Raw genomic sequence first — 23,518 nt, forward strand, 5'->3', positions numbered from 1 at the left:
ATACCATTCCGCTTAATAAAGTGATCAGAGTTTGCGCAGGAAAAATAGTTAAGGTCAAGGCGCGCGATTGAGTGCAACACAGGCATTCGCTATTTTAACCAGCAAAAATGACCAGATACTTAGGCGAATTGGTATTACCCCCGCACCAAATTAGCAGGAGGTTTAGTTATGGCAGACAATAGCCAAATTAAAGTGAGCATCGGTATGTCCAGCAGTGTTGTATCCGCATATTTATTACAGCAGCAGGGATACCAGGTTGAAGGGCTATTTATGAAAAACTGGGAAGAGGACGATATGTGCGGCAGCCCAGGACCTTCAGGATGCGCAGGCAGCCTGTGATAAATTAAGCATGACTCTGCACATAAACTCAGGACAAACATAAATTTTGAATATTTTTTACGCTGCTGATTTATACACCTGCAGGTATAATAGCAGCATCCCGGAACTTAGGCATATCGTTTTGAATTCATTTATTTCACTGGACACTGACGGTCATGCAGCCAGTTTTTAAGTTCGCTCAATGGCATAGGTTTAGCAAAATAGTAACCTTGAATCTGAGTGCAGCCTAAATGTACTAACCAATCCAGTTCAACCTGGGTCTCGACTCCTTCGGCAATAATATTCATACCCAACTCATTCGCAATATTGATGATATTGCGAACCATAACATCATCACCCGCACCTAGCGTCGTTACAAAGCTGCGATCTATTTTTAAAGTATCAAAAGGCAGGTATCTCAAACGTTCGAGCGAAGAATGCCCCGTACCAAAGTCATCTAAGTGAAAGTTGAAACCATGCTCAACAAGCTTCCGCATCACTGGTAAAATATCTGCTTCCGCCTCTACCACCATACTTTCCGTCAATTCTAAATGCAGAGCCGACGCGGGCAGGTGATATTTATTTAGACAGGAGATGATATCGTTAATTAACCCCGTATCCCGGAATTGTCGGACCGATATATTAATATTGCATTGAAGTTCCGGGTGATCTACTCGTAGCTCCTGCAAAGCCAAGCCAGCTTTATCGAATAACTGCCGTCCCAGTGTCGTGATCATCCCCGTTATTTCTGCAATATTAATAAATTCACCGGGTGGAACATACTCTCCGGAAAATGACCAGCGAGATAGAGCCTCTACGCCTATCACCTCCCCGCCGTTCACATTAACTATCGGTTGAAACCATACTTCAAGCTGATCTTCGTTAAGCGCTGACAGTAATGCCTGCTCTAACAACACCCGGCGAGAAACTGCATCGAGCAGAGCCATTGTAAAAACGAACACCTGCCCCTTGCCAAGTCGTTTAGCTTCGTACATTGCTAAATCAGCATTCCGAATCACATTTTCTTTGCTGAGACTGGAGTCTACTGCCGTTAATCCGATAGAAGCCCTGATACTCAAGTTTCGACCACTATGTTTGAAGGGTTGAGTTATTTTAAACAGCAGACGATCGGCAAAAGAGTGCGCCCTTTCCAGCCCAACATCATTGAGCAGGATCGCAAACTCATCACCACCTAAGCGAACCACTGTATCGTAACTGCGTGCCTGTGAGAGCATACGCCGGGAAACAAGCTTAATGATGTCGTCCCCCGCCTCATGCCCAAGCCCGTCATTAAGTAATTTGAATTCATCTAGGTCAACGAATAACAAGCTACTGACAAAAGCAGAATTGCGCTGATGCCGGTTCATATTGGCATCGAGCTGCGTCATCAATAAACGTCGATTACCTAATTCAGTAAGAGGGTCATGATCTGCAAGAAAGCTCAGATCTTTATATTTCATTTCTATTTCGGTCATTAAGTCATTCAAAGCTAGGGCAAGATTATCGAGTTCGTCCTTATTTTTAACCGGCCAGCGTACCGGCAGTTTTGGTGAAAATCGATGCTGATCGGCAAGCTGAGAAAAAATACGTAATCTTTTCAATATATTAAAATGAAGCATTAGGTAAATACCCAGCAATGAAAATAGTGTCAAACCGACAACACTGCTCCCAAAAAACACAAAAGTCATCTTACGTTCTGTTTTTAAATGTGTAGTCCCTTGCATTTGAATAATAGCGGGGAAATTATCCATGCTTTTGCTCACCAGCCAGGCCGGTTCGTTTAAGTAGGGCAAGTGCTGCACTTTAAAGCCGGGTTTGCCAGGATCGTGCTGAGGCAGTAATTTAAAATCCACTGAAGTTAACGCTCTGATCCCATCCAGGGTAGTGCGGTCAAAATGACGTAAGAAAAACAGATAGCCGCTTGGGTGCCTTAGTTTTTTAGAGTCGGTGATGGCCACACCAGAAATCAAAACCGCCTGGTTATTAAACCAGAATAGTGTCGTATTTGCAGTCAGCTTATCGGCAGTCATTAATGCCGGCAGCAAGGGGGCTAATATGTCCCTCATCTCTGCGGGCATAGGAATAAGAGTTTCATTGGAAAGTATCATCGGAGGAGTCGCAAATGAACCGTCCAGTCGGCTGACAATATAGCCGCTGACTTGATTACTCTTAAGCGACATTGGAATAAAGTTCTCGTCTAGAAAAACAGGATAGTCACCTGACACGAATGCTTCTGTATCATCCCAGTGAGCATAGTCTTTTAACTGCTGTTCAAAGGAGAGCTGATTCTGTTTTAGCACACCGCTGACTCTCTTCAATTCATTCTCATAAAAGCTGACATCAAAAGCATCAAATCTTACGGCAAGCTGGCTATATGCTCCCCACCAGAACAATAAGCCGACACTTATTAACAGTCCCGTCATACAAATTAACATCCAGCGCCCAAGGCTGTTTTTATGTCTGTTGCGGAATGGCGGCATTCGCTCCACGAGTATATTTTTCAGACTTTGGAAACTGAGACTTAAAGTTGAACGATGTGTTAATTGCGGCATGCATAGGCTCCTTTAACTCAATGATGAAATAAGCTAATTAGTTAATTTAACTTCGATTAAGCTGATGGCTTATTTAAGTCCCCCTCAAAAGGCTAAAGTAAACTCGCCGGGCGCACTGCTTTTAATGCTTTAACCCAGAAAACGTCAATGACCTTTACTTTACAACCCAGTGACAAAAACGCATAACCGGGTGGGTATGACAAAGAGAAATTTGTGACACATAATGCCGGTTAAACATTAAAGGTGTATTTTTTGAGAGGTTGACCTTTATAAAAGTGCCACTGGATAACTTCGCGGCTTTGAGTTATTCCTGAAAAGCCAGACAACAGCTGTAAGGCTCAGCTCTGTTGTACACAATGAAAACCGTTATTTCAGCATTTCATTAGCAAAAACAGCTCTGTTAGCCCGCTCACATAATTAGTTCATTTGCGTTGAATATCTGTTAAAATCCCGCACCAAATTAGCAGGAGATTTATTTATGACAGACAATAGCCAAATTAAAGTGATCGTCGGTATGTCCGGCGGTGTTGATTCATCAGTATCCGCGCATTTATTACAGCAGCAGGGATACCAGGTTGAAGGGCTATTTATGAAAAACTGGGAAGAGGACGATACCGACGAGTATTGTGCGGCAGCCCAGGACCTTCAGGATGCGCAGGCAGTCTGTGATAAATTAGGCATGACTCTGCACACCATTAATTTCGCAGCCGAATACTGGGATAATGTGTTTGAACATTTTCTATCGGAATACAAAGCAGGCCGTACACCGAATCCCGATATCATGTGTAACAAAGAAATTAAATTTAAAGCCTTTTTAGAATTCGCAGCCGAAGATCTTGGTGCGGATTATATTGCTACCGGCCATTATGTACGCCGCCGTGAGACTGACGGCCATGTACAGCTGCTGCGCGGACTGGATAATAATAAAGACCAAAGTTACTTCTTATACGCGATTGGTGAAAAACAGGTTGCTAAAACACTGTTTCCTGTCGGCGAATTAGAAAAACCTGAGGTACGCCGTATTGCCGAAGAGCAGGATTTAATTACTCACAACAAAAAAGACAGTACCGGCATCTGTTTTATCGGTGAGCGTAAATTTACTGACTTCCTGCAGGAATACTTACCTGCGCAGCCGGGTGACATTGTTACACCGACGGGTGAAGTTATCGGGCAGCATCAGGGCCTGATGTACCACACACTTGGTCAGCGTAAAGGGCTGGGTATCGGCGGATTACAGAACTCCAATGAAAATCCCTGGTATGTTGTTGGTAAAGATATGGAAAATAACCGTTTATTAGTCGCTCAGGGTGCAGATCATCCAGCACTGTTTTCTTACGGTTTATTAGCCAAACAGTGTGACTGGGTAGACCGCACACCTAAGGATAAAACCTTTAAGTGCACGGTAAAAACCCGTTACCGTCAGACCGATATTCCCTGCACAGTAAAACCTCTGGATGATGATACATTAGAGGTGATTTTCGATGAACCTCAAGCGGCCGTCACACCGGGACAGTCTGCAGTATTTTATATTGATGAAGTTTGTTTAGGCGGCGCGATTATTGAGCAGCATTTACAAAAATAATTGTGTTTTGTCTGTATCCAGTACAAAGTTAAGGCTCAGCTCAAAGAGCCTTAATAATTCATCTTTTAGAAAACATAACAGTATTTATTAGAAGAGAAATATTTATGCCATACCATAATTTACAATCCCGCAGTCTCGCATTTGCAGCCATCTGTCAGGCGGCTTACCTGGTTGATAAAATTGCAAACAAAGGTTTATGTCCTGATGCAGCCGCATTTAATGCTTCACTTCTTTCTATTACGCGCACCGAAGGTGATTCCCCGTTAGAAATATTCGGTGGTTACGAATCTCTTCAGGTCGGTTTTAAAAGCATGATTGAACAGCTTGATAATGCAAGTAATAACCGCAATATGCAGGTAACTAAATATGTAATCGGCATGATTGCCCTGGAGAAAAAACTCAGCCGCAACTCAGGTGCACTGAACATGCTCGGTGAGCGTATTAACCAGGTACAGCGTCAACTGGCACATTTCGATATTAATGATGACAGCGTATTAAAAAATTTAGATTCTATCTATAAAGATATAATCAGTAACCTGGGTCCAAAGATTCAAGTTAATGGTAATCCTGCCTGCCTGCAGCAGGAGCTGACGCAGCATAAAATCCGCTCATTACTGCTTGCCGGTGTCCGTGCCGCCGTTTTATGGCGTCAGATCGGCGGTAAACGCCGTCAGCTGGTGTTCTCACGCAGAGCGATGATCCACCAGACAAAACAGAATTTACAACGCGTTTAATAGACGCTTTAAATAAGCAAGTTACACACTTTAACTAATCAGCTCCGCTCTTTATTCAGCTAAGTGCGGGGCAGAGTAGTTACACACTAGTTTTAAAACAACCTACTTTTATTTAGGAGCAACAAATGAAACTTTCAGGACTAACAGCTGTATCACCAGTTGACGGCCGTTACGGTAGCAAAACAGCACTTTTACGCAGTATTTTTAGTGAGTTTGGTTTAATCAAATTCCGCGTACAAGTTGAGGTCCGCTGGTTACAAAAACTAGCGAAGACTGACGGGATTGCAGAAGTTCCTGCTTTCTCTGAGGCTGCTAACGCACATCTTGATGCAATTGTTGCTAACTTCAGCGAAGCTGATGCACAACGTGTTAAAGATATTGAAGCGACAACCAACCATGATGTAAAAGCGGTTGAGTACTTCTTAAAAGAAAAAGTCGCAAATGTTGCTGAACTGGATGCAGTATCTGAATTTATTCACTTTGCCTGTACTTCTGAAGATATCAACAACCTGTCTCACGCATTGATGCTGAGCACAGCAAAAACTGAAGTAATTCTTCCTTACTGCAATAAAGTTGTTGATGCGATTAAAGCTAAAGCGCAGGAATACAAAGCGATGCCGATGATGTCTCGTACACACGGTCAGCCGGCTTCTCCAACAACGCTTGGTAAAGAAATGGCTAACGTGGCAGTACGTCTGCAGCGTCAGGTTAAGCAGATTGAAGCAACTGAAGTATTAGGTAAAACTAACGGTGCAGTAGGTAACTACAACGCTCACCTGAGTGCTTACCCGGATCTTGACTGGCAGGGTTTTGCAGAAGAATTCGTAACCAGCTTAGGTGTAACATTTAATGCTTACACTACGCAGATCGAACCACATGACTACATCGCTGAACTGTTTGATGCAATTGCCCGTTTCAACACGATTCTTCTAGACTTTGACCGTGACGTTTGGGGTTACATCTGCCTGGGTCACTTCAAGCAGAAAACCATCGCCGGCGAAATCGGCTCATCGACTATGCCGCATAAAGTTAACCCGATTGATTTTGAAAACTCTGAAGGTAACTTAGGTCTGGCTAACGCTATCTTTGATCATCTAGCCGCCAAACTGCCTGTTTCCCGCTGGCAGCGTGATTTAACAGATTCAACCGTGTTACGTAACCTGGGTGTTGCTATCGGTTATTCTGTTATTGCTTATGAATCAAGCCTTAAAGGTATCAGCAAGCTAGAAGCAAATGAAGAAAACATGCTTAAAGACTTAGATGCTAACTGGGAAGTATTAGCAGAGCCGATCCAGACAGTTATGCGTCGTTACGGTATAGAAAAACCATACGAAAAACTAAAAGAGCTGACTCGCGGTAAACGTGTAGACGGCCCGGGTATGGCTGATTTCATCGATACACTTGAGCTGACAGATGCAGTTAAAGCTGAGCTTAAAGCAATGACACCAGCTAATTACATCGGTCAGGCAGTTGATCTGGTAGAAAAATTAGTCGACTAATGTTAACTACGTAGAATATTCGTGTTAAACGAATGTGATTTAAGGCAACCTTCGGGTTGCCTTTTTTGTATACTCTATAATATATCCTAAAGAAATAAAGCATTCTGATTCAATAACCCTAAGAGGTTTTTATGTTCGAACTAAATTTAGATATTAACCATTTTCTCGACACCTACTGGCAGAAAAAACCCACGGTCATTAAAAAGGGCTTTGTTGATTTTGAAGATCCGATTCTGCCCGATGAAATTGCCGGGCTGGCAATGGAAGAAGAGATTGAAAGCCGCCTTGTTTATCAGGAAGAAGATAAATGGCAGGCAGAGTCAGGCCCTTTTGAAACCTTCGAGCGACTGGAAGAAAACGGCGCGACATTATTAATACAGGCGGTGGATCACTGGCATGAAGATGCGCAGGAGCTGGTGCGCCCTTTCCGTTTCCTGCCTAACTGGCGTATTGATGATCTGATGATCAGTTACTCAACACCTAAAGGCGGGGTTGGTCCGCATATCGATAATTACGATGTATTTATTATTCAGGGACAGGGTAAACGCCACTGGCGGGTTGGTGAGAAAAAGCCGATGGAAGAATTTGCAGCACACGGCGCATTAAAACACTGTGAAGCCTTTCCGGCACTTATTGATGTAGAACTTGAGCCCGGCGATATCTTATATATCCCCTGCGGCTTCCCTCATGAAGGTTATGCCGTTGAACCGTCAATGAATTACAGCGTGGGTTTCCGCGCCCCGGATCAGAATGATCTGATCAGCAGTTTTGCCGATTACTGCTTAGACAACGAACAGAGTGCTGAACGTTATCTTGACCGGCAGATGATAATACGCGAAAGACCGGGCAGAATAGAAGAGCAGGAGCTCAATGAACTGCACCGCTTATTAACGGAGCGCAGTAAAATACCCGCTGATCTTATCCCGTGGTTCGGACGTATGATCAGTGAAGCAAAACATGAACTGGATATTGCATCCTCAGATATTCCGCAGACCAATCAGCAGATATTAGACCTGTTTGAAGCCGGTGCACAGTTTATCCGCTTAGGCGGCCTGCGGGCAGTTTATTTCCAGCAGTCACCGGAGCTGTTGTTTATCAATGGAGAAGAGTTTAGCTGTGAAGGTTTCACTGAATTAGGCCATCACCTGTGTGATCAGGATGAAGTAGCCGGCGAAATAGCCGAACTGCTCAGTGAAGATGAAAATGCCTTAACGCTGTTTACCAAATTAGTAAATCTTGGATACTGGTACGCGGCTTAATATCCCGCCGGCAGTGGTTAACCGCTGTCGGCATTGACTGTATTATTATCAGCAGTCTTATACAAACCACAGCTCCTTAGCGCCTAAATACAATGAAATTCCGCCAACCACCGGCATAAAGACTGCAGGCAGATAAAACAGCACCGTACGGCACTTAGCGTAGCTTAATAGCTTTTTAGCCGCCTTTGCGTAGGTAACCATAATGCTCACATCAATCACTACCCATAAAACTAAAAATATCAGTGCCTGCTGTGTAAATGATTCCGTAGCAATAACAAACGAAGGTAAAAATGCGACAAAGAATAAAATATCTTTTGGATTAGATATCCCTGCGCGCATTGCGCGCCAGAAACAGTTTTTATTATGAGATTTTATATCATCAATAACGACCTCTTTACGCAGAGCAGTCAGCCCTAGGTAGATAAGGTAACACCCGCCGATGACACGCCCCCATTCTAATAGATGCGGATCCAGAGAGACGGCAAAATTCAGCGCAATCAGTGCACAAACAAGTAATATCAGCGAAGCAAGCGCACTGCCGAGAATGGTGCCGGACGGCCAGCCGTGTTTAGAGTCGGAGATAATTAAGGCAATAAGCGGACCGGGTGTTGATATTAATATTGCGATAGAAACGGCATAAGTAATATAAATGGATAACACGATACATCCCTAATAAATTTAAAACGACCGATCATAGAGCTTATGTGCATGATTAGGTAATCAAAAAAAACTACTAAACAATTTTTATATACCCGTTATCATTCAAGATGCAAAAATCAGCAAGCCGTGAGGTGAACAGATTTCTAGGCGTAAAAGTGATGATCTTACGGGTATAGTTATCAACACCGGTCAACCACACAATTTCCACACAATCATTAAAACTCGTCAAAAACAATAAATTTACCCATTAAAACCAGTGACTTAACTGTTTTTTATTTCTTCATTTTTATACCACATTGCCTTTATATACTAAGCATAAATCAACAGTTAGGCTTTCCCCGGTAAATACACAGGAGTGTTATTATGAAACATAAAATATTGATATTAATCCAGGCAGTTTTAATCACCAACCTTTTCGGCTGCGGCTCAGGCGGCGGCGATTCAACAGACAGTACAACAAGTTCCGCAGTCACAGGTTCGGAAGTCACTACTACCGTAACGGACAGTTCCAGCCAGGCCGCAGCTGATTCAGAATCCCCTGCCCCGGGGACTTTTACTATGGCTCAAACTCTCTCTGACGGCGCGCAGCGTACAACGATTGCCTTTGCAGGTCTAGGTATGATAACCGGTAACCTGCAGGCACAGTCCTTTTTCCCTCCGGGCAAAGTGGCTGACTACTGGGGGTTTCAGTATCTGCGCGATAATGACTCTGACGGTATGGGTCACAATACAAGTTTTTTGACCAGAGTTGCCAGCAATGTACTGTATATTCTTGATGATCAGCAGTTAGCAGTTCTAACCACACTGGCTTCCAGTCAAGTCAGTCAAATTAATGAATATGCCTACCAGCGCTATCCGCTGATGCAGGCATTCCGCAGCCAGATGCTTGGAGACTTACCCTTAGGGACTTCAGGCTTAAGTGTGAGCGCAGTAAAACAAGCTTCCAAAGAACTCTATCAACTGGACGGGCAGATCAGCTATGACCGCGCAGTTGTTTTTGCAGAAATTTACAGAAGCATGAGTGCCAGCCAGTTAACCTACCTTGATGATATGAAAGGCGGCGGCTGGGAATCATGGGCAGATATTGACCAGTCAGTGCTTAAAGAAAGAACCCAGGGACTCTCCCATGACGAGTCTGTAGCAGTAATGACCTATGCAGGGGATCTTTTCAGCTGGTATGCCGGCTCACTTGAAGCCGATGCTTATTTCTGCCCCGAACGTCAGGGCACCTATTACGGCTCTTTTTACATTAAAGATGCACCTGCGATCGGTGTTGAAGGTTACAGCATTAATGAACAGTTAACCGCTACAGCCGGACGCGTGCTAAGTGACAGCAGTGAGGGTTACGTATCAGCAGACCAGGCAGAACTCGTTTCCAGCCTGGTTGATACCCAGCGCAGTAATCTCTATGCAGGCAGCTTAAACATAGTTCAGGCTAGAACGGATATTTCTACCGCCCTGCGCACTCTGATCACAACCGAGGAGCTGTCAGACAGCTTCAAAGCACAAGTACTGGCTGAAGTGCTGGAAAAATCAGGCGTCTACGGTGAACTGGACGGCGAAAACAATTTCCACTATGCCAGCGTTTTTGCACAGCTCTACCAGTCCTTATCAGACACACAAATGGAACAATTAACAGCACTTAGACAGGAGATTATGTCGGGTACTTATGACAGCGGCGACTCTTTTGATTTTTCTATTGCCGCAAACTTGTTCCTTTATTCTGCACAGATCAGCGACAGCTCGACACTTGACAGCTATCTGGCAGAGAGCGATGCCCTGTTTGAATAACCGCTCAGTATTTTCTGTCCGGGCACTATTCCCGTGCCCAGACATAAGCCATAAGTGATATCAACAGCACTTTCAGCGCCTTAACAACGGAACAGTAAATAACTGTTACTCTATTAATTCGAGGGAGTATTATAATGAAACAACCTATTATGTTAATCAGCTTAGCCGCGGCTTCGCTTTTAATGACACTAAGCCCGGCACAGGCACAAACGACAGCTGCAGATAACAGTGAACAAGTTACGCAAGAGTCAAACAACAGAAAGCCGAAGAGTAAAGGGCCGCAGACAGGAAAGCCGCCTCAAACGGCTATTGATGCCTGTTTACAGCAGACAGCGACGGCCCAGTGCAGTTTTCAGGGGCCTAAAGAGATAGAATCCGGTGTCTGTGAAAATACGCCTGATAAGCAGTATTTTGCCTGTAAACCAGATCGGAAAAACATGACTTAATACATCGGCTATTATAGTCTGCAAAAAAATCAGTCATAAAAGCAGCGTGGCGGCGCTGCTTAATTTCATATTAACAGGGGATGTTTTTTTGAAACTGCTGCACAAATTCTTTCTCGCCTTCTTTATCAGTAACCTGGCTGTGGTAATACTGCTGCTGACAGCTATAAGCCTGAGTTTATCCTCTGATTTTAATGAACTGGTTAATAAGGCAGAAGATAAACACCTCCAGGAAACGCTTACCCAGTTAAGCACCTCTTTTCAGCAGAGCAACAGCTGGCAGGCGATTATTAACGACGTTCAGATCTGGCGTGATATCGTCGATCCTGGGCAGGCACGCCGACCTCTGCGGCCGCCACGTGATGAACCGCCCCGAGACCAGCGCAGACAAAACCGTCGCGAGGATAATCCTCCGCCGAACGAGAGACGACCAAGACAAGAGCCGCGGCAGGGAAAATGGGACACATCTGCTGCATTTCTTAAAACAGGTCAGCGTATGAGTTTATATGACAGCAGTAAAAACGTTATTGTAGGGCGCAAAGAGCTTAGCGGCCACAGTCGCATCGAGCCCGTTATCAGTGGCGGAAAAACCGTAGGCTGGGTAGGATTAGCAGCTTCAAATGCGCTTGAAGGCAGTCCGGCGGCTGAATTTCTGCAGCAGCAGTTTAAAACCTATTTCCTGATTGCCGGCATTGTATTATTAATCTCCGTTATTACCGCAATTATGCTGGCTAAACATCTAACTGCGCCGATAAAACAGCTTATCAGCGCAACCGGCAGACTGAGAAACGGCGACTACAGCAGCAGAATAAACAGCAGCTCCAAAGATGAAATAGGCATACTTTCAGAAAACTATAACGATTTAGCCAATACGCTGGAAAAAAATCAGCACAGCCGTCGTCAGTGGATGTCTGATACCTCTCATGAATTACGTACCCCGTTAACTGTCATTAAGTCACAGCTAATCGCCATTCAGGACGGCGTACTTAAAGCCGGCCCGGAAAAGCTGCAGATGCTGGTTGAAGAGGTTGATAAACTCAGCCGTATTGTTGCGGACCTTTATCAACTTTCCAGTTCAGATATCGGCGCTTTAACTTACAAAAAAATAAAACTTGATCCGCTTAAATTATTAAATCAAACCCTGGATAATTTTCAGGTAAAGTTTGCTCAACGGCAGCTGACACTGTCGCGCAGTGCGCAGTCCGATACGCCATGCTTTCTGTTTGCAGATAAAGACCGGCTACTGCAGCTTTTCTCAAATTTATTTGAAAACTCATGCCGCTACACAGATCTAAACGGTAAAATCCATATTGTTACCCGGATCGACGGCACGCAGCTGCAGATACAGATACAGGACTCGGCGCCCGGCCTGGCAGAAACGGATATGAGCAAAATTTTTGAACGCTTCTATCGTGTAGAAAAGTCCCGCAGTCGAGCCCACGGCGGATCTGGATTAGGGCTTGCTTTATGTTCACAGATAGTTAAAGCTCACCAGGGAACAATTACAGCACAAAACTCCCCGCTAGGCGGCATAACCATAATAATTACCCTGCCTGTTAATTTAGGAGCACAGCAATGATGACAAAATATCATATTCTTATCGTTGAAGATGAACCGGCTATTGCCGAAGTATTATGTGCATACTGTACAGCGGCCGGTTACAGTATTAAGCACTTTAGCAGCGGTCAGACTGTCCTTGCTTATATTAAAGATAATAACGTTGATTTAGTGCTCCTGGATTTAATGCTGCCCGATATTGACGGTGTAACGCTGTGCAGAGAAACCCGCCTTTTTTCACAAGTCCCCATTATTATGGTGACCGCAAAAAATGAAGAGATTGACCGCTTAATAGGATTAGAAATCGGCGCTGATGATTATATCTGTAAACCCTTCAGCCCGAGAGAAGTGATAGCAAGAATAAAAGTTATTTTGCGCAGAGCAGGAAACCTGAACGATAAAATTATCCGCCAGTCAGGTTTTGAACTTAATATGCAGAAATTCAACGTCACCCTGCATAACCAGCCTCTAGATCTTACCCCCATCGAATTTAAGATACTGGAACGCTTTCTGGCTAATATCAACCGAGTGTTCAGTCGTCAGGAAATAATGGATAGTGTTTATGACGGCTTTGAGGAGATAAGTGATCGTAATATTGATACACATATAAAAAATATCCGCAAAAAAATCACGGCCGTTGCAGCAGATATGAATCCGATAGTATCCGTTTACGGAGTCGGTTATAAAATGGAATGTTAGATTAAGTGCAAGACACTCAATCAATTAAACGGCGTGCCTGCCAGTAGTTCGATTTCCAGTAGATATTATCCAGCGATGATATCATCACTCCGCGACTGGTTGAGGCATGCAGAAACTGCCTGTCTACAATATAGATGCCCACATGGCGCACTTTCCAGCTGGTTTTAAAAAAGACTAAATCGCCAGCCTGCAGATCCTTTTCATTTACAAAAATGCCTGAATTTGCCTGAACCTTGGTTGTACGGGCAATGTTAATATCAAAACTGTTTTTATAGATAATCTGCATTAATGCAGAACAGTCGATCCCCTTTTTACTGCTGCCGCCTAAGCGGTACGGAGTCCCCTTCCAGTCCTGATGTTCGCTGTGCAGCAGCCTGATAAACTGCTCATTTTCTTTCTGCGAGAGTTTATTACCTGACCCGCCCGAAGAGCGGCTGTTCGATGAAGGTGTCGTCGAACAGGCACTGATAAATATTAGTGTAAAAAAGAGCAGACAAACGGCTTTTAAATTAATTTTTATCAAGCTGATACTCCTTGATTAACTGCTCATTAAGAGCCTGTCGCTAAAGCATGCAGTAACGATATATGCTCATCTGAATCATTTAAACATGGTATATAATTGTATTTTTCACCACCACAGGTCAAAAATAGTTCTCTATTTTCAATCGCTAATTCTTCTAATGTTTCTAAGCAGTCACAGGCAAAAGCCGGACTAATGATATCCAGCGTTTTTGTACCGGATTTAACGGTCTCAGGTAAAAAGTTATCTAAGTAGGGCTTTAACCACTCTTCTCTGCCGACGCGGGACTGATAACAAAGCTTATACTGACTTTCATTTAAGCCAAGCGCTTCAATAACTAACTGCACTGTAGACTCACAGTGCATCTGGTAAACATCACCTAGTGTGACATAGCGCTTAGGAATACCGTGAAACGAAAAGACCAGCAGCTCTGCCTGTCCGTTTTCCAACCAGCTTTTTTTTATGGAGTTAACTAACGCAGCGATATAAAGCGGGTGATCATGATAATCATGAATAAAGTTAATCGCAGGAAAGTTAAACTGCTGTTTAACCGCGGCGCTTAACTGATCAAAAACAGAAGCTGTAGTGGAGACTGAATATTGGGGATACAAAGGTAATACAGTTAAATCCGTCACTCCCTGTTCCTGCAGCATCTCCATCTGAGATGCAATCGACGGATGACCGTAGGTCACTGCGTACTCTGCTCTTATATTTTCAACACTAAGACTCGCGCCTAATTTCAGAGTCTGCTGCTCGGTATAAAAGCGCAGCGGAGAATCGTTTTCAAACCAGATTTTTTTATATAACTTTGCAACACGTTTAGAGCGAAACGGCAGAATGATTAAATAAAGAATCGGCAGCCAGATTAAGCGCGGTGTATCAACAACACGTTTATCTGATAAAAAATCACGTAAAAACTGCCTGACACTTTTTGTATCCGGAGACTCAGGAGTACCTAAATTAACCAGCAAGACGGCGCGTTTTGTCATTTTTTATTTTACCTGTAAAAAAGGGGCTAAAAGCCCCTAATAATAATTTACAGTCTGAAAATTAGCCAAGAATTTCTGCTAATTCAGCACTGATAACATCTACGGCTTTTGTACCGTCAAATTTATGATGTGCACCGTTGCCCTGCTCCGCTTCATTTTTGTAGTAAGCAACAAGAGGCTCTGTCTGCGCATGGTAGATATCTAAACGTTTACGTACTGTCGCTTCTTCATCATCTGGACGAATTGCAAGATCATCACCTGTCACATCATCTTTACCTTCCACTTTAGGCGGATTGTAAACGATGTGGTAAGTACGACCTGAACCAGAATGAACACGACGGCCAGCCATACGCTTAACGATTTCTTCATCAGGCACGTCAAATTCAAGAACGAAATCAACAATCACACCAGCTTCTTTCATCGCATCTGCCTGTGGAATAGTACGCGGGAAACCATCTAATAAGAAACCTTTTGCACAGTCTTCCTGAGCAATACGCTCTTTCACTAAACCAATGATTAATTCATCAGAAACAAGTTGTCCTGCGTCCATTAGCTCTTTTGCTTTTAAGCCAAGTTCAGTGCCAGCTTTTGCAGCTGCACGCAGCATGTCACCCGTAGAGATTTGCGGGATACCATATTTATCCATCATAAATTGAGCTTGTGTACCTTTACCGGCACCTGGAGCACCTAATAAGATAATGCGCATTGTTGCATCCTTTGTTAATTAATAAGTTGATTAATAAATTGAGGTGGAAATTTACACTCTTATCTCTTGTTTCTCAAGGTTAGAGAATAAAAAAGGCCGACATAAGCCGGCCTTCGACAAGATATTATTTACCCATGTTGCCTCAAGATGCTTTTTCAGGCACTAGCTCTAATACCAGATCAAGGAGCAACATGAGGTAATGGTATTCCCTTTTCGATTGTTGCAACGCAGGACTGCTTTTCGAGCTTGCGCCCCACAGGGCAAGGCAAGCAGCACCAATCTGCGTTGTTATAAAATCTCTATGTAGAATAACTATACTTCAATTTTATGCCTAGCATATTGGCACAGCCTGCCTTGCTGACTTTGCATCTTGAAGTATCATGGGTATAAGTATCAAACTAGCCAAGTAGTAATTTATTGATACGTCCGACAAACTCAGACGGATCATCCAGGCTGCCTTTTTCAGATAATACAGCCTGCTCCAGCAGTAACTCAGACCACTGAGCAAACTGATCTTCATCTGCCATATCAGCTAATTTAACCACCATCACATGATCCGGGTTAAGTTCGAAAATAGGCTTGCTTTCCGGTACCGGCTGGCCCATCTGTGCCATCAGTTTTGCCATCTGCGTGCTCATATCATCATTATCAGCAACGATACAAGAAGGGGTCGAAGTTAAGCGGTGTGTTAAACGCACATCTTTAACTTTATCGCCTAATACTTCTTTAACACGTTCAATAAAGCTGGCAAATTCAGTCTCCTGTTTTTCCTGCTCTTTTTTATCTTCTTCGCTGTCCAGTTTACCTAGATCCAGATCACCTTGGGTTACAGAAGTGAACACTTTACCGTCATATTCAGGTAAGTGGCTTAATAACCATTCATCAACACGATCAGAAAGCAGTAATACTTCGATGCCTTTCTTACGCAGCACTTCTAAATGCGGGCTGTTCTTAGCTGCATTAAAGCTGTCTGCAGTGATGTAGTAGATCTTATCCTGACCTTCAGTCATACGGCTGATGTAAGCATCTAAAGATACAGTCTGTTCGATTGAATCAGTTTCTGTTGAAGAGAAACGGAACAGTTTACCTATTTTCTCTTTATTAGCGGCATCTTCAGCCGGGCCTTCTTTTAATACCTGACCGAACTCTTTCCAGAATGCGTTGTACTCTTCTTCGTTTTTCTTAGCGAACTTAGTCAGCATAGAAAGGGCACGTTTAGTACATGCACTGCGCAGTTTTGCTGTTACACGCGTATCCTGCAGAATTTCACGCGAAACATTTAACGGCAGATCATTTGAATCAAGCACACCTTTTACGAAACGCAGATAAGTCGGCATAAACTGCTCGGCATCATCCATAATAAATACACGCTGTACGTATAGTTTCAGGCCGTGCGCTTTTTCACGGTTCCAAAGGTCATAAGGAGCACGTTTAGGAATGTATAACAAACTTGTGTATTCCTGCTCGCCTTCAACTTTGTTATGACTCCAGGTTAACGGGTTTTCAAAGTCATTGGCAATATGCTTGTAGAACTCCTGATACTCTTCATCTTTAAGTTCACTTTTAGAACAGCTCCAAAGTGCAGTTGCTTTATTAATCGCCTGCCACTCAGCGGCTGTACCTGGGATTTTTTCGCCGTCAGGGCCATCAGACTCTTCTGTTGCTTCTTTGAACATCTCAACAGGGATACTGATATGATCAGAATATTTAGAAACCACAGTGCGCAGTTTATAATCATTTAAGAATTCACTTTCATCTTCACGAAGATGCAGGATGATTTCAGTACCACGATCTGCTTTTTCGATATCAGCAACCGTATAGTCAGCTTCACCTGACGATTCCCAACATGTACCTTGAGACGCTTCTTCACCCGCTTTACGAGTATTAACCGTTACTTTATCGGCAACAATAAATGCAGAGTAAAAACCAACACCAAATTGACCGATTAACTGTGAGTCTTTAGCCTGGTCACCAGAAAGCTGTTCAAAGAAATCACTTGTACCTGATTTTGCAATCGTACCTAAATGCTCGATGACTTCATCACGTGTCATACCGATACCGTTATCACTGATAGTGACTGTTTTAGCATCTGCATCAAAACTTAAACGAACACGCAGATCGGCATCATTTTCAAAAAGAGAACCATCAGAAAGGGCTTTGAAACGTAATTTATCAGCAGCATCGGCGGCATTAGAAACAAGCTCACGCAGGAAAATCTCTTTATTAGAGTATAAAGAGTGGATCATTAATTTAAGAAGTTTACCGGTATCAGCACTAAAAGTATGATTTTGTTGATGTTCCATAATATCTATTTCTCTTTGAATTAGCCTAAACAAGACTTTGGTTTAAACGATGATAATAAAATGGGGATAAGAGATCCGTTTTCAAGGCCTTAAAGTGAAATTAGTGCAAAATAAATAAGGTGTGAGTCAGGTCAATATTTTAAGAAATATCACTAGGTTAACCTTCTGCCGTTCGAACTAGATGCATTTTAATTTTGATGAATATTAACCAGTTAGCAGTGCGATTATTTTAAAGTAATAAAACTACCTATATCGCCCAGTTGACGACAGCATAAGCACAGCCTACAGTTACAAGCTGGCAACCCATGATTAACACCACATTAACACAGCAAGCTAAATCATAATACCAGAACAGTTCCGAAAGAGTCGCAGACGGACCCAACTCACAGACCAATAAACCATGGAGCAGGAAAATGACACACAAGCATTCACTTCTTTCAATTTTTGCAGCCGCCGCATTAACAGGCTGCTTTGGTTCTTCGGGCTCTTCAAGCCCAACCTCGCCAGACACTTCAAACGAAGATCAGACCGTTACCACAACACTCACAGGTAAGGCTGCAGACGGTTATCTGGCAAATGCCAATGTATGTCTGGACCTGAATCTAAATAAAATTTGTGATACAGGCGAACCATCAGCAACAACGACAGCCGGCGGTGAATTTTCATTAGCAGGTGTCACACAAGCGCAAATTGATCAATTCCCGTTACTGGTAGAGATAGTTGCCGGCGAAACAATAGATGAAGACGAACCCGGCATAGCCTTAACCCAGGGGTATACATTAAGCGCGCCGGCAGGTTTCACTTTTGTCAGTCCTTTAACCACTATGGTGCAGAACGAAATTGAAAAAGGCAGCACGGCAGAAGAAGCTGAGACAGCAGTACAAGGTAAATTAGGGACGACTTTAAATTTAGCTGACGACTATGTTGCAGGTAAAGAAGATGATTCACTATCCGAAGAAGATAAAGCTGAATTTGAAAAACTGCATCAAGTCGCACAAGTTACCGCCAATGTCATTTCCAACAATATGGCTTTACTTGAAGATACAGCAGAAACGGAAGGTATTAAGCTTGATGATTTAATAACACTTATTGTTGATCAGGTTTTTGACGCAATTGATGACATCACCGTACAGGTCGAGGTAGCAGAAGCTGATAATGATACTGAATTCGATGCTGATTCAATAGCAACTAGCATTGACAAAGAATTAATTGACCTGGAAGCAGATAAGCTGGAAGAACATATTGCACAACAGGAAGCTGAAGGTCAGGCGGTTGCCACTAGCCTGGTGGCTCTGATCAAGTCAGAAGGTATTAACTGGTTCTGGAGTGAGGTGGAAGATACTGGCGCTGAATTTGAATACGGCACATTAACAGTGAATGAACAAGGCACTATCAATGATGTTGAGTACTCGTGGAAAACAGGACAGTGGGTACTGCGAAGTGATGATAATGATGATAATAACGAATGGTTATTAACTTCAACGGGTTGGACTGCCTATGACGACTCAGTCGAAACTATCACTTTAAACAGTGATACGACTATTACTCTGCATCATGCAGGACTGTCTGAACTGGATGAAACCATTACAGGTACACAACTGGCACTTGCCGGGTTAAATACTTCATTAATCATGGATGAAACAGACGGCGACGGGACCTGGGCTGAAGCAATACCTGCGGATCTGGTATTTCCAGAAGGCGCTGTTGGTTATAAAATAAACTTCCAGACAAACGGTGCACATTATACCTTTAACAACTGGGACGACTGTGAGGAGCAGAATAAAATTGGCGGTTTATGTAATACAGTATGGCACCAGAAAGGCACTGGTAATTACCAAGACAACAGCCCTGCAGTAACTCTTGCTGAAATGGTTGTTGCTAATGCAGTTGTTCTCAGCGGCACTCAAGAAGATATTCATAGCTTAAACGCCGTTCATCTAGGCTGGATGGATGAATACACTTTAGTTGCTGAACTGGTTGCAGGAGGTCAAATCAACTATTATAAAATTAATAACACAACGTCAAGTGTGGTGTTATTAACAACAGGAAGCTGGAGTGATATCACGGTTCACGGTAAAACCTTACGAACAATTAGCGCACCAAGTTACTTTAGTGAATATGACGGTTTCTTTGAAGACCGCGACAACATCATCTTATTAGAGTATCTAGATGGTGTTCGTATTGGTGAACATACGACTAATGAAGAAGAGGAAGAATTTGTATTCAATAGTACAGCAAGAGATTTTATCCTAGCCAACTTTGACAGCACGCTAGTCGACGAATAAGCAGTAAGTCTTAATCTGCATTATTGTATTAATGCAGATTCGTTTTAAGTACCTGCCAGCTCAATACTGACAGGTATTTTTTTAGCTTTAACTACAGCTTCAATCAACGCTGAAAAGTGACCGTCTCAGTCTGCTCAAGATTAATCGTTGACACCGCAGGCTGTGTTTGTGCAACAACTTTACCGTGACGAATAGAGTAACGAACCGCTACCTGACGGCGAACAGCATCAAAACCATTTTCAGCAGGAAGAATCAGCAGACTAGCAGCTTTCCCCTCTTCAATTCCGTAATTATCTAGAATATTCAACGTACGCGCTGAATTGCAGCTGATCAAATCCAATGACTCATTGATCTGTTCATACCCCATAACCTGAGAAACATGCAGGCCCATATGCAGTACCTGAAGCATATTAGCCGTGCCGAGCGGATACCAGGGATCAAACACATCATCGTGCCCGAAACAGACATTAATGTCAGCTGCCAGCATCTCTTTAACACGGGTCATGCCGCGGCGTTTCGGATAATCATCGAAACGCCCCTGCAGATGAATATTTACCAGAGGGTTAGCCACAAAATTAATGCCCGACATTTTTAATAATCGGAATAAGCGCGATGCATAAGCGCCGTTATAAGAGCCCATTGCAGTGGTATGACTGGCCGTTACCCGTTCGCCCATTTCATATTTATGTGCAAGTGCTGCCAGCGTTTCTACAAAGCGGGACTGTTCATCATCTATTTCATCACAGTGAACATCAATCAAACGATCATATTTACGTGCCAGCTCAAACACATAATGCAGTGATTCAACACCATATTCCCGAGTAAACTCAAAATGCGGAATGGCGCCGATTACATCAGCTCCCAGCTGTACGGCTTCCTCCAGCAGTTCTTTGCCGTTAGGGTAAGATAAAATACCTTCCTGCGGGAACGCAACGATCTGAATATCCACCCATTGCTTCATCTCCTCTTTGACTTCCAGCATCGCTTTTAACGCAGTCAAAGTCGGATCGGAAACATCAACATGAGTGCGCACATACTGAACACCATTGGCAATCTGCCATTTTAAAGTCTGCTTAGCACGAGACTTTACATCTTCAATGGACAGCGTTTGTTTACGCTCAGACCAGCGTTCAATACCTTCAAATAAAGTACCAGAGATATTCCAGCTTGGCTGACCGGCCGTTTGCGTTGTATCTAAATGAATATGCGGTTCACAAAAAGGCGCAACGACAAGCCCGCCTTCACCATCAATAGTTGTCGTGCCGGTTTTTATGTTCAAATCATCCGCATTCGGTGCGATTTTTTTTAAAGTTCCATTTTCAATGTGAATCTGATGCTTACCAAGCCTATCCTGCAGGCTGATATTTTTAATCAGCATATCTAAAGAGTGCATTTTTTATCCTTTAATTTAAAACTAAGCAGATTCTTGTATTTTTGTCGGCTGCTGATTGATAACTTCACGATTTAAAAACGGATTAAGAATTAGATAACTAATCGCGCCGCCAAGCACCGCATTTAAAGGCACTATGCCAGGTAGAAAATGTCCTGCACCGATTCCCGCAGCAACGGCAGCAATCGCAGCCCAGTTAACACTTTTAAATTGAGCATTAGCAAAATCTTTGTAACGTTTACGATTTACCAGATAATCGGCAATAATGATGCCGCCGATAGGCGGAATGGCGGCAGAAAGGAACGTTAACCAGCCGACAAAGTTATTGTATAACCACAAAGCACACAGTGTACCGATAACTCCGTTGATCATCGAAAGATATTTACTAGGCAGGCCGGTAACATTGGAGAAACCAAGACCAGATGCATACAAGGCATTATCATTAGTCGTCCAGATATTTAAACCCAGAACAATAATGGCAGGAATTAACAGACCTTGTGCGATCATCACTTCAGAAATATCTGCAAACCCGGTTGCAGCAGCCCCGGTTGCCCCAAAGAGAAACATCAGTGAATTACCGATAAAGAAAGCGATCATAGTAACAAAAACCGCAGCTTTAGGTTTTTTACCAAAACGAACAAAATCAGCCGTTAATGTGCCCGCTGAAATAAAAGAACCCACCACTAAAACTAAAGCGGTGGAGAAATCCATCGACTCTTTAGGAATAATAGCAAACAGCCCTTCAATACCCCCGACACTTTCAACCGCCTCACTGACAGAATACCCGCCAAGAACAGCAATAGCCGGCACCGCAATGGCAGAAAGAACCATCAGCGCTGAAATACCAAAATATACAGTGGCTGTCATCAGTAAACCGGAAACAAGGATCAGAACGTTAGTATCAATACCAGTCGCTTTATGAACAGGAATAGCAAACATAGCCACACCGACACCAAACCAGCCGACTTGTGTACCGCCGAGAAGAAGAGAAGGAAGCCATGAGCCTTTAGAACCAAAGGAGAAACGAGCAAGGAGGTGAGTAGATAAGCCAGTGGAGGCGCCGATGTAACCAAGAAAAGAAGTGTAGATACCGAGAATTAAATTACCAATTAGAACTGCAAGAAGAAAATCACTGAAGGAGAGCCCCGTACCAAGCGCCCCTCCTGTCCACATACTGGCGGAAAAGAAGGTTAACCCCAGCATCACCATGGTTAGTGAAACTATACCTTTTCTCGCCGATTGGGGAACAGGCCCCAGACTATAATTATTATCGCCAGCCATTCAATACCTCTATTAGTTATTAGCATAAAAGAACTGCTTACATAATCAACACCATAAGTCAGCTGTCGGCCGTTGCTGCACACTACAAGCTGTTCATATTGTGTTTAATTCAGGTAAACGGCGCGTATTCTAGTGATAATAGCCTTGCTGTCAATGAGTTCGTGGCGCATCTAGATGCCTTATGCAGTAAAGGACAAATTGGTTACAAAAGCTTTTTAGAGCGCAGTTCTTATATATTTATCACAATTATCAAAGCAGCTGCATAAATCAATTGGTTAGAGTGCTGTATATAAAATATAGAAAAATATTGAGAAGTGATGCGTAGCCAGTCGTGACACTCGCAGCTGCGGAACTCCCCCCGACTATCAGATGGTTTGAAACAGCTAGTGGATGCTGTTTATTGCCCATGTTCGAGTGGTCATCGTCGTCAAAGCACTAAAACGAAAAAATCCCTGCTGACAGAGTCAACAGGGGTTATTATGGATTTAATTGCTTAGCTTGTGCGGCTTTATGGCGATGGAACAGGATTCGCAGAGCTCATCCGCTCGTGACACATTGCTGGCGCAATACTCGCCCCACTCTCACATGGGGAGACCATTTTGTATTGCAGTCCCTTGAACAAGGTTCAAGGAAACAAGATGCAACTAAGCACCATCGGCGCAGCTGCGTTTCACTTCTGATACCATTCCGCCTAATTATATGATCTAATAGTGTTATTATTTTAAATAATTAAATACTGCTGGTGATTATGAAAAAAGATGACATTAATTTATTAGCTAAAACTCATCAAAGTGTTCGGATGAGACTTCGTTTTATGGCTTTAGCTCATTTCCAAGAAGGACACTCACGTTATGCAATCGCTAAGTTTTTAAAAGTAAGCAGAACCAGTGTAAATAAGTGGATCTCACAATATCACTTGGATGGAATAGACGGATTAACTGATAAAAAAA

18 protein-coding genes and 1 pseudogene are annotated in these 23,518 nt (G+C 43.2%); 11 read left to right on the forward strand and 8 right to left on the reverse strand.

Annotation, left to right across the window (positions count from 1 at the left end; translation table 11 throughout):
• Window positions 1–168 precede the first annotated feature (168 nt).
• Window positions 169–361: pseudogene (gene mnmA, locus G327_RS26720) on the forward strand (tRNA 2-thiouridine(34) synthase MnmA); the annotation flags it as partial.
• A gap of 109 nt (window positions 362–470) precedes the next feature.
• On the opposite strand, the gene G327_RS0122185 reads toward mnmA (G327_RS26720), so the two are convergent.
• Window positions 471–2,870 (reverse strand): bifunctional diguanylate cyclase/phosphodiesterase, encoded by a 2,400-nt coding sequence (locus G327_RS0122185; protein WP_019617003.1) that lies wholly within the window; start codon window positions 2,868–2,870, stop codon window positions 471–473.
• A 478-nt stretch (window positions 2,871–3,348) separates the two neighbouring features.
• On the opposite strand from G327_RS0122185, the gene mnmA (G327_RS0122190) reads away from it, so the two are divergent.
• The 4 genes from mnmA (G327_RS0122190) (at window position 3,349) to G327_RS0122205 (ending at window position 7,944) form a co-directional block, all read left to right on the forward strand.
• On the forward strand, window positions 3,349–4,452 hold the full coding sequence (mnmA, locus tag G327_RS0122190) for a tRNA 2-thiouridine(34) synthase MnmA (protein WP_019617004.1): 1,104 nt from the start codon (window positions 3,349–3,351) through the stop codon (window positions 4,450–4,452).
• A 104-nt stretch (window positions 4,453–4,556) separates the two neighbouring features.
• Window positions 4,557–5,186: a high frequency lysogenization protein HflD gene (hflD, locus tag G327_RS0122195; protein WP_019617005.1), complete on the forward strand. Its 630-nt coding sequence runs from the start codon at window positions 4,557–4,559 to the stop codon at window positions 5,184–5,186.
• Window positions 5,187–5,311: 125 nt separating this feature from the next.
• A complete protein-coding gene (gene purB / locus G327_RS0122200; RefSeq protein ID WP_019617006.1) occupies window positions 5,312–6,685 on the forward strand; it encodes an adenylosuccinate lyase in 1,374 nt (457 codons plus the stop codon).
• 131 nt (window positions 6,686–6,816) lie between these two features.
• Window positions 6,817–7,944 carry a ribosomal protein uL16 3-hydroxylase gene (locus G327_RS0122205; protein WP_019617007.1) on the forward strand — a complete coding sequence of 376 codons (1,128 nt, stop codon included), beginning with the start codon at window positions 6,817–6,819 and terminating at the stop codon, window positions 7,942–7,944.
• Window positions 7,945–8,001: 57 nt separating this feature from the next.
• On the opposite strand, the gene G327_RS0122210 is transcribed toward G327_RS0122205, so the two are convergent.
• The gene (locus tag G327_RS0122210) at window positions 8,002–8,604 is read right to left on the reverse strand and encodes a LysE family translocator (RefSeq protein WP_019617008.1); all 603 of its coding nucleotides are present in this window, start codon (window positions 8,602–8,604) and stop codon (window positions 8,002–8,004) included.
• A gap of 363 nt (window positions 8,605–8,967) precedes the next feature.
• On the opposite strand from G327_RS0122210, the gene G327_RS0122215 reads away from it, so the two are divergent.
• The 4 genes from G327_RS0122215 (at window position 8,968) to G327_RS0122230 (ending at window position 13,094) form a co-directional block, all read left to right on the forward strand.
• Complete coding sequence (locus G327_RS0122215) at window positions 8,968–10,395, forward strand: hypothetical protein (RefSeq protein ID WP_019617009.1); 1,428 nt, start codon at window positions 8,968–8,970, stop codon at window positions 10,393–10,395.
• A gap of 134 nt (window positions 10,396–10,529) precedes the next feature.
• Window positions 10,530–10,841, forward strand: coding sequence for a hypothetical protein (locus tag G327_RS0122220; RefSeq protein ID WP_019617010.1), 312 nt, complete (start codon window positions 10,530–10,532; stop codon window positions 10,839–10,841).
• Window positions 10,842–10,929: 88 nt separating this feature from the next.
• Complete coding sequence (locus G327_RS0122225) at window positions 10,930–12,417, forward strand: ATP-binding protein (protein ID WP_157601267.1); 1,488 nt, start codon at window positions 10,930–10,932, stop codon at window positions 12,415–12,417.
• Window positions 12,414–13,094: a response regulator gene (locus G327_RS0122230; RefSeq protein WP_019617012.1), complete on the forward strand. Its 681-nt coding sequence runs from the start codon at window positions 12,414–12,416 to the stop codon at window positions 13,092–13,094. Before G327_RS0122225 ends, G327_RS0122230 begins: the two co-directional genes overlap by 4 nt.
• Window positions 13,095–13,110: 16 nt before the next feature.
• Here G327_RS0122230 and G327_RS0122235 read toward each other — a convergent pair whose 3' ends face one another.
• From G327_RS0122235 to htpG, 4 genes are all read right to left on the reverse strand, one after another.
• Window positions 13,111–13,617, reverse strand: a complete 507-nt coding sequence (locus G327_RS0122235; protein WP_019617013.1) for an NlpC/P60 family protein — start codon at window positions 13,615–13,617, stop codon at window positions 13,111–13,113.
• Window positions 13,618–13,643: 26 nt separating this feature from the next.
• On the reverse strand, window positions 13,644–14,603 hold the full coding sequence (gene hemH / locus G327_RS0122240) for a ferrochelatase (RefSeq protein ID WP_019617014.1): 960 nt from the start codon (window positions 14,601–14,603) through the stop codon (window positions 13,644–13,646).
• A gap of 61 nt (window positions 14,604–14,664) precedes the next feature.
• Window positions 14,665–15,309: an adenylate kinase gene (adk, locus tag G327_RS0122245; protein WP_019617015.1), complete on the reverse strand. Its 645-nt coding sequence runs from the start codon at window positions 15,307–15,309 to the stop codon at window positions 14,665–14,667.
• A gap of 398 nt (window positions 15,310–15,707) precedes the next feature.
• Window positions 15,708–17,612 carry a molecular chaperone HtpG gene (gene htpG, locus G327_RS0122250; RefSeq protein WP_019617016.1) on the reverse strand — a complete coding sequence of 635 codons (1,905 nt, stop codon included), beginning with the start codon at window positions 17,610–17,612 and terminating at the stop codon, window positions 15,708–15,710.
• Between the two features lie 413 nt (window positions 17,613–18,025).
• On the opposite strand from htpG, the gene G327_RS25435 reads away from it, so the two are divergent.
• On the forward strand, window positions 18,026–19,897 hold the full coding sequence (locus tag G327_RS25435) for a hypothetical protein (RefSeq protein ID WP_019617017.1): 1,872 nt from the start codon (window positions 18,026–18,028) through the stop codon (window positions 19,895–19,897).
• 103 nt (window positions 19,898–20,000) lie between these two features.
• Here the strand turns inward: G327_RS25435 and G327_RS0122260 are convergent, their stop codons facing one another.
• Both G327_RS0122260 and codB read right to left on the reverse strand, forming a co-directional pair.
• On the reverse strand, window positions 20,001–21,290 hold the full coding sequence (locus tag G327_RS0122260; RefSeq protein WP_019617018.1) for a cytosine deaminase: 1,290 nt from the start codon (window positions 21,288–21,290) through the stop codon (window positions 20,001–20,003).
• A gap of 21 nt (window positions 21,291–21,311) precedes the next feature.
• On the reverse strand, window positions 21,312–22,568 hold the full coding sequence (gene codB, locus G327_RS0122265; protein WP_019617019.1) for a cytosine permease: 1,257 nt from the start codon (window positions 22,566–22,568) through the stop codon (window positions 21,312–21,314).
• Window positions 22,569–23,316: 748 nt separating this feature from the next.
• Between codB and G327_RS26725 the strand changes: the two genes are divergently transcribed.
• The coding region (locus G327_RS26725) for a helix-turn-helix domain-containing protein (RefSeq protein ID WP_019617021.1) at window positions 23,317–23,518 on the forward strand (202 nt) is incomplete at its 3' end.

Origin of the sequence: Psychromonas ossibalaenae ATCC BAA-1528 (assembly GCF_000381745.1) — a bacterium.
Lineage (GTDB): Bacteria > Pseudomonadota > Gammaproteobacteria > Enterobacterales > Psychromonadaceae > Psychromonas > Psychromonas ossibalaenae.

What these genes read in the sequence shown, in the direction of transcription:
- G327_RS25435 (WP_019617017.1), top strand. Translation starts at nt 18,026, where the DNA reads ATGACACACAAGCATTCACTTCTTTCAATTTTTGCAGCCGCCGCATTA.
- G327_RS0122260 (WP_019617018.1), bottom strand. Translation starts at nt 21,290, where the DNA reads ATGCACTCTTTAGATATGCTGATTAAAAATATCAGCCTGCAGGATAGG.
- hflD (WP_019617005.1), top strand. Translation starts at nt 4,557, where the DNA reads ATGCCATACCATAATTTACAATCCCGCAGTCTCGCATTTGCAGCCATC.
- G327_RS0122185 (WP_019617003.1), bottom strand. Translation starts at nt 2,870, where the DNA reads ATGCCGCAATTAACACATCGTTCAACTTTAAGTCTCAGTTTCCAAAGT.
- mnmA (WP_019617004.1), top strand. Translation starts at nt 3,349, where the DNA reads ATGACAGACAATAGCCAAATTAAAGTGATCGTCGGTATGTCCGGCGGT.
- G327_RS0122205 (WP_019617007.1), top strand. Translation starts at nt 6,817, where the DNA reads ATGTTCGAACTAAATTTAGATATTAACCATTTTCTCGACACCTACTGG.
- G327_RS0122220 (WP_019617010.1), top strand. Translation starts at nt 10,530, where the DNA reads ATGAAACAACCTATTATGTTAATCAGCTTAGCCGCGGCTTCGCTTTTA.
- G327_RS0122215 (WP_019617009.1), top strand. Translation starts at nt 8,968, where the DNA reads ATGAAACATAAAATATTGATATTAATCCAGGCAGTTTTAATCACCAAC.
- htpG (WP_019617016.1), bottom strand. Translation starts at nt 17,612, where the DNA reads ATGGAACATCAACAAAATCATACTTTTAGTGCTGATACCGGTAAACTT.
- G327_RS0122230 (WP_019617012.1), top strand. Translation starts at nt 12,414, where the DNA reads ATGATGACAAAATATCATATTCTTATCGTTGAAGATGAACCGGCTATT.
- adk (WP_019617015.1), bottom strand. Translation starts at nt 15,309, where the DNA reads ATGCGCATTATCTTATTAGGTGCTCCAGGTGCCGGTAAAGGTACACAA.
- codB (WP_019617019.1), bottom strand. Translation starts at nt 22,568, where the DNA reads ATGGCTGGCGATAATAATTATAGTCTGGGGCCTGTTCCCCAATCGGCG.
- purB (WP_019617006.1), top strand. Translation starts at nt 5,312, where the DNA reads ATGAAACTTTCAGGACTAACAGCTGTATCACCAGTTGACGGCCGTTAC.
- hemH (WP_019617014.1), bottom strand. Translation starts at nt 14,603, where the DNA reads ATGACAAAACGCGCCGTCTTGCTGGTTAATTTAGGTACTCCTGAGTCT.